This is a genomic window from Burkholderia sp. MBR-1 (assembly GCF_013822785.1).
GTDB classification, from domain to species: domain Bacteria; phylum Pseudomonadota; class Gammaproteobacteria; order Burkholderiales; family Burkholderiaceae; genus Burkholderia; species Burkholderia vietnamiensis.
Genome location: NZ_CP053610.1, coordinates 538,060 through 553,214, shown reverse-complemented (window position 1 = coordinate 553,214; position 15,155 = coordinate 538,060). Strand labels below are relative to the sequence as shown.

Annotated in this window: 10 protein-coding genes; 3 read left to right on the top strand and 7 right to left on the bottom strand. The window is 68.5% G+C overall.

What is annotated here, in order from left to right; translation table 11 throughout:
* Positions 1–164: 164 nt before the first annotated feature.
* The gene (gene pip, locus MBR110_RS17325; RefSeq protein WP_011881965.1) at positions 165–1,097 is read left to right on the top strand and encodes a prolyl aminopeptidase; all 933 of its coding nucleotides are present in this window, start codon (positions 165–167) and stop codon (positions 1,095–1,097) included.
* Positions 1,098–1,137: 40 nt separating this feature from the next.
* Here the strand turns inward: pip and MBR110_RS17320 are convergent, their stop codons facing one another.
* From MBR110_RS17320 to MBR110_RS17290, 7 genes are all read right to left on the bottom strand, one after another.
* Positions 1,138–1,410: a hypothetical protein gene (locus MBR110_RS17320; protein WP_011881964.1), complete on the bottom strand. Its 273-nt coding sequence runs from the start codon at positions 1,408–1,410 to the stop codon at positions 1,138–1,140.
* A gap of 185 nt (positions 1,411–1,595) precedes the next feature.
* On the bottom strand, positions 1,596–2,687 hold the full coding sequence (locus MBR110_RS17315) for a transglutaminase family protein (RefSeq protein WP_011881963.1): 1,092 nt from the start codon (positions 2,685–2,687) through the stop codon (positions 1,596–1,598).
* Entirely contained in the window at positions 2,681–5,284 is a 2,604-nt protein-coding gene (locus MBR110_RS17310; protein ID WP_181709503.1) for a circularly permuted type 2 ATP-grasp protein, read from the bottom strand. The genes MBR110_RS17315 and MBR110_RS17310 overlap by 7 nt, the downstream gene beginning before the upstream one ends.
* A gap of 210 nt (positions 5,285–5,494) precedes the next feature.
* On the bottom strand, positions 5,495–8,932 hold the full coding sequence (locus tag MBR110_RS17305; protein ID WP_059897367.1) for a transglutaminase family protein: 3,438 nt from the start codon (positions 8,930–8,932) through the stop codon (positions 5,495–5,497).
* A 93-nt stretch (positions 8,933–9,025) separates the two neighbouring features.
* Positions 9,026–10,000, bottom strand: a complete 975-nt coding sequence (locus MBR110_RS17300; RefSeq protein ID WP_011881960.1) for a transglutaminase family protein — start codon at positions 9,998–10,000, stop codon at positions 9,026–9,028.
* Between the two features lie 8 nt (positions 10,001–10,008).
* On the bottom strand, positions 10,009–10,950 hold the full coding sequence (locus MBR110_RS17295; RefSeq protein ID WP_011881959.1) for an alpha-E domain-containing protein: 942 nt from the start codon (positions 10,948–10,950) through the stop codon (positions 10,009–10,011).
* 64 nt (positions 10,951–11,014) lie between these two features.
* The gene (locus tag MBR110_RS17290) at positions 11,015–12,430 is read right to left on the bottom strand and encodes a circularly permuted type 2 ATP-grasp protein (RefSeq protein WP_011881958.1); all 1,416 of its coding nucleotides are present in this window, start codon (positions 12,428–12,430) and stop codon (positions 11,015–11,017) included.
* A gap of 574 nt (positions 12,431–13,004) precedes the next feature.
* On the opposite strand from MBR110_RS17290, the gene MBR110_RS17285 reads away from it, so the two are divergent.
* Positions 13,005–13,997, top strand: a complete 993-nt coding sequence (locus MBR110_RS17285; protein WP_034193833.1) for a LysR substrate-binding domain-containing protein — start codon at positions 13,005–13,007, stop codon at positions 13,995–13,997.
* Between the two features lie 675 nt (positions 13,998–14,672).
* Positions 14,673–15,104 (top strand): hypothetical protein, encoded by a 432-nt coding sequence (locus tag MBR110_RS17280; RefSeq protein WP_034193832.1) that lies wholly within the window; start codon positions 14,673–14,675, stop codon positions 15,102–15,104.
* The last annotated feature ends 51 nt before the right edge of the window (positions 15,105–15,155 follow it).

The window sequence follows — 15,155 nt, the reverse complement described above, 5'->3', positions numbered from 1 at the left end:
CCGCGGCCGCCCCACGCCCACAAAACACCGCCCCACACCACCCCAAATTGCACGGGCATAATGACAACCCGTACTCGCCGGCGGCCGCTTCGATGCACGCACAACGATCCGTTGCGGCACCGCAATATCACGCACTTTCGCCGATCCTCACCCGGAGCCTGCCTGTGTACCCACCGATCGAACCCTACGCCCACGGCCACCTCGACACCGGCGACGGCCATCGCATCTACTGGGAGCGCTGCGGCAACCCGTCCGGCAAGCCCGCGGTATTCCTGCACGGCGGCCCCGGCGCGGGCTGCAGCCCCGACCATCGGCGTCTGTTCGATCCCGCGCGCTACGACATCCTGCTGTTCGACCAGCGCGGCTGCGGGCGCTCGACGCCGCATGCGAGTCTCGACAACAACACGACCTGGGATCTGGTCGCCGACATCGAACGGTTGCGCGAAATGGTCGGCGCCGAGCAGTGGCTCGTCTTCGGCGGCTCATGGGGCAGCGCGCTCGCGCTCGCCTATGCGCAGACGCACCCGCAGCGCGTGAGCGCGCTCGTCGTGCGCGGGATCTTCACGATGCGTCGTGCCGAGCTGCTTTGGTACTACCAGGAAGGCGCGTCGTGGCTGTTCCCGGACCTGTGGGAAGAGTTTCTCGCGCCGATACCGGAAGCGGAGCGCGGCGACCTGATGGCCGCCTACCATCGCCGGCTGACGGGCGACGACGAAGCCGCGAAGCTCGAAGCCGCGCGCGCATGGAGCATCTGGGAAGGCCGCACGATCACGCTGCTGCCGAACCCGGCGCTGGCCGCACACTTCGCGGACGGCCACTACGCGCTCGCCTTCGCGCGGATCGAAAATCACTACTTCGTCAATCGCGGCTTCGTCGACGAAGGCCAGTTGCTGCGCGACGCACATCGCCTCGCCGGCATTCCGGGCGTGATCGTGCAAGGCCGCTACGATGTGGCGACGCCGGCCCGCACCGCGTGGGAACTCGCGAAAGCATGGCCGGACGCAACCTTCGAGATCGTGCCGGACGCCGGCCATGCGTACAACGAACCGGGCATCCTGAAAGCGCTGCTCGCCGCGACGGACCGCTTCGCCGCGTAAGCGGCACGAGGCGACATCGCGCGTGCACGCGCGACTGCGCTCACAACGCGGCTTCGACGATGGTCCGGCCGCTGATCGCCCGCTCGACGAGCCGTTCGTCGCCGACCTTGCGGATCGCATCGTCGAGCAGCCCTTCCGGCGCCTCGGTCGCGACCTTCAGCAGCCCCGACAAGCCGCGCGCGTCGAGCACCACCAGCGTCTCCATCGAATCCGCGCGGCTCACGAGCACGCGCCGAAATGCCGGGCCCGCGCCGAAGCTCGCGCAAAGCGCGATCGTCTGATCGTCGAGCGTGTAGTCGAAGTGCTTGATCATGGATGCCGCCCCTGCATTCGGCCGGCGACGCGCGTCGGCGCGCCGTCATCGCGGCGGCGCACCCGCACGTGCCACCGGCGCCGGACCAGCGTGCGATCCGTTCGCCAGCATCACCATGCTAAGCCGGCCGTATTAACGAAGACTTAAACGCAGGACGCGCGGCGCGGGCGGCCGATCATGCCGCGTCACGCTCCCTCGTCGAGCGGCTCGACCGTCACGCCGACCTTCAGCTCCTGATCCGCGCCGCCGCCGCGGATCACGCCGCGCAGCGGCGTCACGTCCGCGTAGTCGCGGCCGATCGACAGCATCACGTAGTCGTCGCCCGGCGCGCGGTCGTTGGTCGGATCGAGCTGCAGCCATCCGCCATCTTCGGGCCACGCCGGATCGTACACGTCGACCCACGCATGCGATGCATCGGCGCCGATCAGCCGCGGCTGGCCGGGCGGCGGCTGCGTCAGCAGATACCCGCTCACATAGCGCGCGGCCAGCCCGAGCGAGCGCAGCGCGCCGATCATCACGTGCGCGAAATCCTGGCACACACCCTTGCGCAAGCGCAGCGCATCGAGCGCGGTAGTCGTGATGTCGGTGCTGTTCGGCGTGTACGCGAAGTCCGCGTGAATCCTCCGCATCAGGTCCCACGCGGCCTGCACCAGCGGACGCTGCGGCGTGAAGCTCACGGCCGCATACGCGGCCAGCTCCGGATCGCACGCGACATGCGGCGACGCGAACACGAATTCGCTCGCCGCATCGTACGGCGCACCGGCGCGGAACCGCAGGCGCTCGCGCACGGCCTCCCACGCGGTCGCATGATCGGCATCGGGGTTCGCGATCGCCGGCGGCGGCGCGCCGCGCGCGCCCCGCGACCACACGGGCGGCGTCACGCGCACGGTGCTGCAGCTGCGCACGAGCAGCGCATCGTGCGGCTGGTTCAGCGCGAACGAGGCACGCGCGTTGCCGAACGCGTCGACGTCGGTGCCGACCGTCTCCGGCACCGGCTCGATGTCGAGCGCGAACGACAGCACCTGCTGGCGCGGCGTCGCGAGCGGCTGCAGCCGCGCCTGGTGCTGCGCCGATTCGACGCGCGCCGCGTAGCGGTATTCGGTGTCGTGCGTGACGCGCAACAAGCGCCCGCGCGCGCCGGCCGATGGCGTCGATGCGGTCGATGCTGCCGATGCGGCGATCGCGCCCTCCGTCTGCTTCGCGCCGACGGCATCGCCAGCCTCGCCGTTCGCCTGTGCCTTCGCCTTCGTCTTCGCCGCATGTTTGCTCGTCACCATAGCGTCCTGCCCGCCTCGCGCACGTGACTGAAATAGCGCTCGCCGATCCGGTTCGACAGATCCCACACGGCCTTCACGGTCTCGTCGAGCGCGGCGAGCAGCCGCTCGTACCGGCCGCCCTCGGTCTCGCACAGTTCGTGCAGCGACCACGCCGGCACGTCCGGGATCGTCTCGGCCAGTTCGGACAACGCATAGCCTTCGCTGCGCTCGACCTTCGTGAGCCGGCCGCGCAGCGCCTGCACGACCCAGCCCAGCGAGCGCGGGTTGTCGGTGTCGAGCACCAGCAGCGACAGCAGCGGCGCGATGTCGAAGCGGCGCTGGAACCGCGAGCGGAACGTGATCGTGCTGTCGAACAGCTCCAGCACGAGCTCGAAGCCGTCCTGCCGATGCACCGCGCCTTCGTCGAACGCGAACTTCAGCACGCTGCAGAGAAAGTCGAGCCGATCGATCTGCCGGCCGATCGACAGCAGGCGCCAGCCGTCGTCGCGCGTCATGTGGTCGGTCTGCGCGCCGGTGATCGCGCCGAGCAGCAGGCCGACGCGCTCCAGCAGCTGCAACGCCTCGTTGCCGATCTGCTCCTCGGCTTCGGGATGGTCGGCGCTGTCGGCGAACAACTGCGTCGCGTCGTCGATCAGTCGCCACTGCTCGCTCGACAGCCGCTCGCGGATCGCGGCCGCCGCGCCGCGCATCCCGAACAGGCAGGACGCGATGCCCGAGGTGCGATCCGCGCCGCGCGTCAGCGACGTCGCGAGCGCATGCTGGAACGCGCGCGGCGCCTCGACGGCATTCGGCGCATCGGCGGCGACCAGCCCGGTGTCGCGGCACAACGTGTCGATCAGCTCGAGATGCGCGGGGCTGTCGACGTCGTCCTCGCCGCGCAGGCGCTCCAGCGCCGCACGCGCGAGGCGCATCAAATTGGTCGCGCGCTCGGTGTAGCGGCCGAGCCAAAACAGGTTCTCGGCCGCCCGGCTCGCGATCGCGCGCGGCCGCCCGACCAGATCGTCGGGGCCGAGGCGCGCCTGCAGCAGCGTCGTCGAATCGACGATGCCGTCGGTCATCACCCAGGTATCGACGGTGCTGCCGCCGCGCGGCATCGGCGCGTTGAACAGCGTGTCGCGCGTGCCGACCCGCGACAGGCCGCCCGGCAGCATCCGCCAGCGCTGCGCGCCGTCGGCCAGTGCGAACACGCGCAGCAGCAGCGGCTTCGGCACGATGCGCGCGCCGCCGTGGCCGTCGGACGTGCCGTTCCCCGGCCAGGTCGGCGCCTGCGACAGCGGCAGATCGGCCTGTATCGTGTAGTGCTCGGGCTGCGCCAGAATCCGCGCGCGCCACTCGGACAGTTGCGCCGACGTGAGCCGCGCGCCGATCACCGGGTCGAATGCGCCGCCGGCCTGCACGTCGGGCGGATACGACGGCTTCACGATGCAGCGCGCCAGTTGCGGCAGCGCGTCGTCGCACGCAGCCGCCTCGCCGCACCACCACGAATGCACGGCGGGCAGCGTCAGCGTTTCGCCGAGCAGCGCCTCGGCGAGCCGCGGCAGGAACCCGAGCACGCCGGGCGATTCGAGAAAGCCGGAGCCCGGCGCGTTCGCGAGCAGCACGTTGCCCGCGCGCACCGCCTGCAGCAGCCCCGGCACGCCGAGCAGCGAATCGGGCCGCAGCTCGAGCGGATCGAGCCAGGCGTCGTCGACGCGCCGCAGGATGCCGTGCACGGGCTCGAGCCCGCCGAGCGTCTTCAGGAACACGTGGTTGTCGCGCGCGGTCAGATCGCCGCCCTCGACGAGCGTCAGCCCCAGGTAGCGCGCGAGATACGCATGCTCGAAATACGTCGCGCTGTGCGGCCCCGGCGTCAGCAGCACGATCCGCGAGTTCTTCGCCGTCGGGCTCAACGCCTGCATGCTTTGCAGCAGCGACCGGTACGCGGATGCGAGCCGCTGCACGCGCAGCCCGCGAAACGCGCGCGGAAAGAGCCGCGACACGATCAGCCGGTTCTCCAGCAGATAGCCGAGCCCGGCCGCGCCCTGCGTATGCTGCGCGACGATGCGCCACTGCCCGTCGGGGCCGCGCGCGAGATCGAACGCAACGACGTGCAGCCACGTATCGCCCGGCACGCGCGCGCCGCGCATCGCGCGCAGATAGCCGGGATGGCCGGTGACGAGCGCGGGCGGCAGCAGCCCGCGCTCCAGGAGCGTCTGCGGGCCGTACAGGTCGGCCATCGTCGCGTTCAGCAGCCGCACGCGCTGCAGCACGCCGCGCTCGATCGCGGCCCAGTCGTCCGGCGTGACCATCAGCGGCAGCAGATCGAGCGACCACGGGCCGGCGGCGCCGTCGCCCACGCGCTGTTCATGGAGCTGGTAGAACAGGCCGTTCTCGCGCATGCGCCGTTGCAGCGCGTCGGCGCGGCGATCGAGGTCGGCGACGCCGTCGCTGCCGAGCGACGTGAAGAAACTGCGCCACGCGGGCGCGAGCATGGGTGCGTTCAGGCCGGCGGCGCTGCCGCGCAGCTCGTCGTAGCGGCCGGCCGCAGCCGGCGCCGCGAGCGCGGCGGCGAGTTCCGCGGCGTCCGGCTGAGCGCCGGTATCGAAAAGCGTGGGCATCGCGTCGGCGTCGGCGAGATCGTCGGGGTATAAGGGCGGCACGGTCAGGGCGTTGCGTCGTCAGGATGGGATGGCAGCTGCGCGCTGCCGCCCGGCATGCGGTCACGGCCGGCGCGTCGGCCGGCCGCGGCCTGTCGGCATCCTAGCACCTGACGCGGCGTGCCGGGGGCGCGCGAAACGCGCATCGTGGTCCGTCCTTTCATCGGCGATTCAGGGCCGTCGCAGGTCGAGCGTGAACGGAAATTCACGGCTCGGCGCGACCGGCGATACGGCCATCCGCCCCGGCGTATGCCCCATCGCGACGAAGCGCGCGAGCCGCCGGCTCTCGGCCTCGTACGCGTTCACCGGGAACGTCGCATAGTTGCGGCCGCCCGGATGCGCGACGTGATACCGGCAGCCGCCGAGCGAGCGCTCGAGCCACGTATCGACGATGTCGAACGTGAGCGGCGCATGCACGCCGATGGTCGGATGCAGCGCGGACGGCGGCGCCCATGCCTTGTAGCGCACGCCCGCGACGTATTCGCCGGCGGTGCCGGTCGGCTGCAGCGGCAGCGCGCGACCGTTGACGGTCACGACGTGCCGGTTGTCGTTGAGCCCCGTCACGCGCACTTCGAGCCGTTCGAGCGACGAATCGACGTAGCGCACGGTGCCGCCGGTCGCCCCCTCCTCGCCCATCACGTGCCACGGCTCCAGCGCGCCGCGCAGCGACAGCTGCATCCCGTTCACCGCGATCTGCCCGAACAGCGGGAAGCGGAATTCGAAATGCGGCGCGAACCACGCCGCATCGAATGCGAAGCCGGCATCGCGCAACTCGGCGAGCACGTCGTCGAAGTCCATCTTCAGGAACGCGGGCAGCATGAAGCGATCGTGCAGCGCGGTGCCCCAGCGCGTGAGCGGCGTCGTGTACGGCGCGGCCCAGAAGCGCGCGACGAGCGCGCGCAGCAGCAGTTGCTGCACGATGCTCATCCGCGCATGTGGCGGCATCTCGAACGCGCGCAGCTCGAGCAGCCCGAGCCGCCCGGTCGACGAGTCGGGCGAATACAACTTGTCGATGCAGAACTCGCTGCGGTGCGTGTTGCCCGTCACGTCGATCAGCAGGTTGCGCAGCACGCGGTCGACGAGCCACGGCGGCATGTCCTGGCCATACAGCAGCTTGTTGCGCTGGATCTCCGCGAACGCGATGTCCAGCTCGTACAGCTGGTCGTTGCGCGCTTCGTCGACGCGCGGCGCCTGGCTCGTCGGCCCGATGAACAACCCCGAGAACAGATACGACAGCGACGGATGGTTGTGCCAGTACGCGATCAGGCTCGCGAGCAGGTCGGGGCGGCGCAGGAACGGGCTGTCGGCCGGCGTCGCGCCGCCGAGCACGAAATGGTTGCCGCCGCCGGTGCCGACGTGCCGGCCGTCGACCATGAACTTCTCGGTCGACAGGCGCGACTGCCACGCGGCGTCGTAGAGGAATTCGGTCTGGTTAACCAGCTCGTCGAAGCTCTTCGCCGGATGGATGTTCACCTCGATCACGCCGGGATCGGGCGTGACCTGCAGCAGCTTGAGCCGGGCATCGCGCGGCGGCGGGTAGCCTTCGAGCACGAGCTTCACGTCGAGCGCGTGCGCGGTCAGCTCGATCGCCGCGAGCAGTTCGAGATAGTCCTCGAGCGCGGCGAGCGGCGGCATGAACAGATACAGGATGCCGTTGCGCACCTCCGCGCACAGTGCGGTGCGCGTGATCCACGCGGCCGATTCGAAGCGCTCGGGGCGGCGCTGTGCGTCGTGCTCCCCATGCTCCCCGCGCCCGCCGTCGGCCGGCCGGCTGCGTTCGACGCTGCCGTCGCTGCGCCACTGCATCACCGTGTGCGCCGGCGCTTCGCGCTGCACGCCGGCCAGGTAGCGCGGCGCGTCGGCGGCGCCCGCATGACGCGCGCGGAGCGCGGCCGCGTCGGGCAGCACGTCGCGCGGCGCGAACGGATCGCGCTCGACGAGATACGGATAGTCGGCATCGGCGACCCACGGCAGCGAATCGAGCGGCAACCGATAGCCCATCGGCGAATCGCCCGGCACGAGGTACATCCGCTCGTCGCGGAAGAACCACGGGCCGGTCTGCCAGCGCGGACCGTCGAGTGCCGCCCCTTCGTCGACGCGCTTGATCGGCAGCACGTAACCGACCACGCTGTCGAGTTGCCGGTCGAACACCTTGCGCAGTCGCGCGCGTTCGAGCTCGTCGTCGAGCCGCGAGTCGAACGGATCGACGTTGACGGGCAGCCGGCGCTCGCGCCACAGGTAGTACCACACGTCCTCGTAGCCGGGTACGACGAATTCGTCGGTCAGGCCGAGGCGCGCGGCCAGTGCGTCGATGAAGCGCTTCGCGTCGTCGGTCGTGCATGCGGACGGTTCGCGCTCGTCGGCGAACAGCGACGGGTCGTGCCACACCGGCTGGCCGTCGGCGCGCCAGTAGATCGACAGCGCCCAGCGCGGCAGTTGCTCGCCCGGATACCACTTGCCCTGCCCGAAATGCAGGAAGCCGCCGTCGCCGTATTCGGCACGCAGCCGCTGCACCAGTTCGGTCGCGTAGCCGCGCTTGGTCGGGCCGAGCGCATCGGTGTTCCATTCGGCGCCGTCGCGATCGTCGATCGACACGAAGGTCGGCTCGCCGCCTTGCGTCAGCCGGACGTCGCCTGCCGTCAGCGCGCGGTCGACCTGCCCGCCGAGCGTGCACACGGCGTCCCACTGCGTTTCGGTATACGGCTTGGTCACGCGCGGCGATTCGTACACGCGCGTCACCACCATCTCGTGCTCGAACGCGACTTCGCATTCGTCGATCAGCCCCTCGACCGGCGCCGCGCTCGTCGGCTGCGGCGTGCACGCGAGCGGAATATGCCCCTCGCCGGCGAGCAACCCCGAGGTCGGATCGAAGCCGATCCAGCCCGCTCCCGGCAGATACACCTCGCACCACGCATGCAGGTCGGTGAAATCGACCGACGTGCCGCTCGGGCCGTCGAGCGCCTTCACGTCGGGTGTCAGCTGGATCAGATAGCCGGACACGAACCGCGCGGCGATGCCGAGATGGCGGCACAGCTGCACGAGCAGCCATGCGCTGTCGCGACACGAGCCCGATGCGAGCTCGAGCGTCTGCTCGGGCGTCTGCACGCCCGGCTCCATCCGCACCAGATAGCCGATGTCGCCCTGCAGCTGCTGGTTCAGCGCGACGAGGAAGTTCACGGTGCCGGCCGGCGTGCGGTCGACGCCGTCGAGATAGGCGCGGAACAGCGGCGCCGCGCTCGTCTGCGCGTCGCACGCGAGATACGGCGCGAGCTCGGTCTTCAGCGCGTCGTCATAGCTGAACGGATATTGCTCCGCGCTCGCTTCGAGGAAGAAGTCGAACGGGTTGTACACCGACATCTCGGCCACGAGGTCGATCGTGACCTCGAAGTGTTCGGTGCGCTCCGGAAACACCAGCCGCGCGAGATAGTTCGAGAACGGATCCTGCTGCCAGTTGATGAAATGCTGCGCGGGCTCGACCGTCATCGAATACGAGAGGATCGGCGTTCGGCAGTGCGGCGCGGGCCGCAGCCGCACGATCTGCGGCCCGAGGTTGATCGGCCGGTCGTAACGGTAGCGGGTGGTGTGATGCAGCGCGACGTGGATAGGCATGGGAGAGCCGCTCGGTTCGGGTTGAGCCGGCCGCGCATCGCGCGTCGCCGCCGATACGGCGGGACGGCGCGGCGGCCTGGGCAGAGTTGCGGGTCAGACGAGTTCGGGCGACTGCACGACGCTGATCTCGACGCCGACGGTGCTCGCGCCGAGCCCCGTCACGGGCTGCGCGTCGCGATAGTCGAGGCCGACGGCGATGCGCACGTAGCGCTCGTCCGGGCAGCGGTTCATGAACGGATCGAAGCCGACCCAGCCGAGCCCTTCGACATGAGCCTCGGCCCACGCGTGTCCGGCCGGCTGCTGCATCAGCGCGGCCGGTTGCGGCTGTGCGCCGAGCGCCGCCAGCGGCACGCGCTGCGACTGCGCGGCGTGCGACGCGCCGAGCACCTGCTGCATGCCGTCGGCGCTTTGCAGCGCGAGCATTTCCTCCTGTTCGCCGTCCGCTGCACTCTGCTTCGAGTCTGCCATGCGCTGCATCGCGCCGTCGGCGAGCACGTAGCCCGAGATGTAGCGCGCCGGCACCTTCAGCGCGCGCGCGGCCGCGATGAACGCATGCGCATGATCGCGGCTCGTGCCCTCGCCGTTCTGCAGCGCCGTTTCGGCATCGACGGGCGCGTCGGTCAGATTCGGCGCATACGCGATGCGGCCGTGCACTTCCGTCATCAGCCAGTGCAGCGCATCGAGGCTGTGCGGCTCGATCGGCAACGCCTGCGTCAGCTCGCGCACGGTGTCGCCGGCCTTCGTGAGCGCGGTCTCGCGCTCGAAGATCCACGGCGGCGCATAACCGTCCTGATTGCCGAGGATGCCCGCGCGGTCCTGCGTCTCGACGACGCCGGCCGCGACCACGACGATCTCCGGCTTCGCGCCGCGCTCGTGACGCACGAGATCGACGCGGTTGCCGAGCCCGTCCGCATAGGACAACGTCGGCTCGACGCCGTCGATCGTCACCTGCCACGCACGCACCGTCTGCCCCGGCCCGGATTGCGGCCGCAGCCGCAGCCGCTGCAGCGCGTGGGACGCCTGCTCGTCGAACTGATAACGCGAGATGTGTCGGATAGCGAGTCGCATGGCAAGTCTCAGTCGAAGTTGTAGGCCTGGGCGATGTCGACGCCGAGGCTGTTGTTGCGGCCGATGAAGTCGGTCAGGAACTCGTGCAGGCCGCTCTTGAAGATCCGCTCGACCGACGTGTCGGACAGCATCTGCAGGATCTTGGTGGCCGTGTCGTGACACGGATGTGTCACGCCGTAATCCTTCGCGAGCAGGTTCAGGCTCGACACCACGCGCCCGTAGCAATAGCGCAGCGAACGCGGCATGCGGCCGTTCAGGATCAGGTAGTCGGCGATGTTCATCGGCTTGTACTGGACGTCGTACACCCAGCGGTACGAACGGTGCGCGGCCACGCAGCGCAGGATCGTCTCCCACTGGTAGTTGTCGAGAATCGTGCCGACGTGCGACACCGACGGCAGCAGCAGGTGGTACTTCACGTCGATGATCCGCGCGGTGTTGTCGGCGCGCTCGACGAACGCGCCGATCTGCGCGAAATCGAAGATCTCGTTGCGCAGCATCGTGCTGTAGAAGCTGCCGAGGATCAGCGCGGTCTCGCGCTTCACTTCGTCGAGCACCGCGGGCAGCGCGCTCTCCGGCACCGGCCGCGCGAGCGCCTGGCGCAGCGCGAGCCACGCGCCGTTCACGCTCTCCCACGCCTCGCGCGTCAGCGCCGTGCGCACCATCCGCGCGTTCGAGCGCGCGGCTTCGATGCACGACAGCACGCTCGACGGATTGTCGCGGTCGCGCAGCAGATAGTCGGTCACGGTGTCGGCGGCATACGCGTCGTATTTGCGCCGATAGCCGTCGTCGGCGCCCGAGCTGACCAGCACCGACGACCATTCGGCCGGCGCGTCGGACGTGCGCGTGAGCGCCATCCGCAACCCGGCGTCGACGATGCGCGCGATGTTCTCCGCGCGCTCGATATAGCGGTACATCCAGTACAGACCGCTCGCAGTTCGTCCCAGAAGCATCTCGTGTCCACTCCGTCTTCGTTCGGTTCGCGCGCCGGCTGCGGCGCGCGTGTGCGTTCGCGGCTCAGTCGGCCAGCACCCAGGTGTCCTTGGTGCCGCCGCCCTGGCTCGAGTTGACGACGAGCGAGCCTTCCTGCAGCGCGACGCGCGTGAGGCCGCCGGGCGTGATGCGGATCCGGTCCGACACCAGCACGAAGGGCCGCAGGTCGACGTGGCGCGGCGCGAGGCCGGCGTCGGTCAGGATCGGCGTCGTGGAGAGCGCCAGCGTCGGTTGCGCGATGTAGTTCGCCGGCCGCGCGCGCAGCTTCGCGGCGAACGCGGCGAGTTCGGCCTTCGACGCGCACGGGCCGACCAGCATCCCGTAGCCGCCCGAGCCGTGCACTTCCTTCACGACCAACTCGTCGAGATGGGCGAGCACGTATTCGAGGCTGTCGGCGTCGCCGCAGCGCCACGTCGGCACGTTCTCCAGCAGCGCCTTGCGGCCGGTGTAGAACTCGACGATCTCCGGCATGTACGAGTAGATCGCCTTGTCGTCGGCGATGCCGGTGCCGGGCGCGTTCGCGATCGTGATGTTGCCGGCGCGGTAGACGTCCATGATCCCGGCCACGCCGAGCACCGAGTCGGGCCGGAACGTGAGCGGATCGAGGAACGCGTCGTCGACGCGGCGGTACAGCACGTCGATCGCGCGAAAGCCTTCGGTCGTGCGCATCGCGACGCGGCCGTCGATCACCTGCAGATCGCTGCCTTCGACGAGATGCACGCCCATCTGGTCGGCGAGGAACGAATGTTCGTAGTACGCGGAGTTGTGGATGCCGGGCGTGAGCACGGCGATGGTCGGATTGTCGGCGTTGCCGCCGGGCGGGCACACGGCCGCGAGCGACTGGCGCAGCATCTGCGGATAGGTCTCGACCGGGCGCACCTTGACCTGCTGGAACAGCTCGGGAAAGAGCTGCATCATCGTCTCGCGGTTCTCCAGCATGTAGGACACGCCGGACGGCGTGCGCGCGTTGTCCTCCAGCACGTAGAACTGATCTTCGCCGGTGCGCACGATGTCGACGCCGATGATGTGCGTATAGACGTTGCCGGGCGGCCGGAAATCGATCATCTCGGGGATGAACGCCTCGTTGTGCGCGATCAGATGCTTGGGCACGATGCCCGCGCGCACGATCTCCTGGCGATGGTAGATGTCGTCGAGGAAGGCGTTGAGCGCCATCACGCGCTGCTCGATGCCGAGCGACAGGCGGCTCCATTCGGCGCCCGAGATGATGCGCGGCACGATGTCGAACGGGATCAGGCGCTCGGCCGCCTGGGCGTCGCCGTAGACGGCGAACGTGATGCCCGTCCTGCGGAACACGGCCTCCGCATCGTGGGCCTTCTGGGCGAGGCTGGCAGGGTCCTGCGTGTCGAGCCACTGCTTGAGGCGCGCATAAGGCGCCCTCACCATGTCGCCGGATTGCAGCATTTCATCGAATGGCTTCATCGATCTTTTTCTCCATCGATCATTCTTCCCGGCATTGCGCATGCCGGACCGGCGTAAATACTGCTTTGCAAGGACCGTGCCTTGCCGTACCCGTGCGTTTCCCCCGTTTTGCACCGCCCCGCGCACGCTTGCGCGCCATGCCGCACCATGTCGGTGCAACGGCGGCCCGGCGCGTCGCATCGACAGCGTGCAATTGCGCGATCACCGCGCCAGACGTCGAACTTAGTGCGCGTGCGTGTCACGCGTATGCAATCTGCACCGCGACGATTCGCCGGCACGCCGCGGCCCCGAATCGCGGCTGAAGCGGGCCGGCCACGGTTGCCGCGGCCGGCCCTTGGGGAAGTACCGTCTGCGGCGCCCGGTTCGACGCGATGAACTAACCGGTTAGCCGGTTCCGGCGTCTCAAACTTATGCAGCCGTAATGCCGCCGACAATGCCCATGCATATTTCGACTGACACCGATCGAAAAAAAACATCGGTCTGCTCGCGGCGAGGCGCGGTACGCTAGAAAGTTCGTGCAGCGAATCCGTGGCGCCGCGCCGTGGGCGCCCGACTATAAAAAGCGAAGAAAGAAATGGAAGCAAAGTGGCTGGAAGATTTCCTGAGCCTCGCGGATACCAAGAGTTTTTCCCGAGCCGCGCGTCATCGGCACCTGACGCAGTCGGCATTCAGCAGACGAATCGCCGCGCTCGAAACTTGGATGGACGCCAAGCTGGTCGACCGCAGCATCAACCCGGTCGCGCTGACGCCGGCCGGACAGATGTTCCGCGCGCTGGCGGCGGACATCCTGCGCAGCATGTACGCGGCACGCAACCTCGTGAACGGCTACGACCAGTTCGCCGCCAGCGATCAGGTCGTGCGCTTCGCGGTCGCGCATACGCTGGTATTCACGCTGTTCCCCGAATGGCTGAAGCAGTTGAACGGCGAAGTCGGCAATGTGACCGCCCGCGTGAATGCGGTGAACGTGCCGGAAGGCGTGCAGCAGCTCGTCGAAGGTGAATGCGATCTGCTGCTCGGCTATCACCATCCGCAACTGCCGATCGTGCTCGATCCCAACCATTTCCCGTTCGTCACGCTCGGCGTCGAGCGGATTCTGCCGGTGTCGACGCCCGATGCGCACGGCAAGCCCGTATTCGAGCTGCCGGGCGCCGCCGATGCGCCGCTGCCGCTGCTCGCCTACTCCTCCGGCGCGTTTCTCGGCAACGTCGTCGAAATGCTGCTGCTGAATGCGGCGGGGCCGTATGCGCTGCACCGGTGCTTCGAGACGCATATGTCCGAGGCGCTGAAAGGCATGGTGGTGGCCGGCCACGGAATCGGCTGGCTGCCGGAGAGCTGCGTGGCGAAGGAGCTCGCCGACGGCTCGCTGGTGCGCGCGGGGTCCGCCGAGTGGGTCACCGAGCTGGAGATCCGGCTGTACCGCTCGGCGCGCCAGCGCGGGCTCGCGGCCGAGCAGCTGTGGACCTACATCATGAACCGGCCACGCGCAGCGAACGACGCCGCCGTGGGCGGCCAGTCGCCTGCCACGGCAGCGGTGCGCGTCGCGCGCGGCAGCGCGCGCGGGCGGTAGCGGCGTCGCGGCCCGCAGGGTACGTCGGCGGCCATCTTGCGCGCGCCGGCCGATCGCTCCCGCGCGCTCAGGCGAGTGCGGCTGCGCATTTTTCGCACCCGCGCCGGTAAATATGCAGGCAGCCGCACGCCCGATCAAATCGGCCATCACGCCAAACGTTTGCGAATCCGGACCGCCGTTATTGCCGAATGCAAAATCGATCGCCGCCGCTGCGCGATTCGTATGCCGGAAATACCTCGTTACAAAACAAAATAAAAATCTCGACTTGCGCGCAATGGTGATAATCACCAAAAACGTCGCACCCTCATTTACTACCGATTGAATCTGCACATTCGCCGTCACTGCAGCGTCTCGAATACAGACGCAAATGTTTCTTTTATCAGTCGTTATTTTTCGGCACGAAGTTCGGTACAACCACCACGCAGAGACCTGCTTCCTGCCATTCCTACCGCGGCCCAATTTCGACGACCGGAAATAGCGACTTTGTTCAGATCTGATTCATTTCGTCCAATTAATCCATATTCCGTTTAAATAATACCTTTAAAGCGCGTCCGATATCCGCCACCCGCGGTTGTTTGTTCAAAATCCATCGTGTATCAATAGCGTGTCGTAAAAGAACGCCGTTAATTTCGACCCGGAATAAATCGGTGCGATGAATTCCGGATGGAGGTGACAATGTCTTCCTCGTCGCTCAAGGAGCATGCGCGCGTGCTCGTCGGCGTCGTCGCATTCGCATGTCTCGCGCATGCCGGCGCCCAGACGCAGCCAGGCGGCGGTGCACCTGCGTCGGGCATCGCGCCCGGTCGCTACATGATTTCGTACATCTGCGGCGACGCACGCATCGACGGAACCGCGCCGCTGCCGCCTGACGGTCGCCCGTACAACCTCGGCGTGTCGTTCGTGTCGGGCGGCACCGGGCAGCCGCTGTCGAACGTTCAGGTGCGGCTCAGACGACATGGCCGCGTACTCGTCGAGTTCAAATCGAGCGGGCCGCGCTGCCTGTTCAGCGTGCCCGACGCGAGTTACCGGATCGAAGGAACCTATGCGGGCGCGACACAGTTCGCGGTCGTCGAAACGGGGGCGCTCACCACGCAACTGAAGTGGTAGGCGCCGGCCGATCGCGCGCGGTTGCGCCATCCATCGGATCCGCGCGCACCG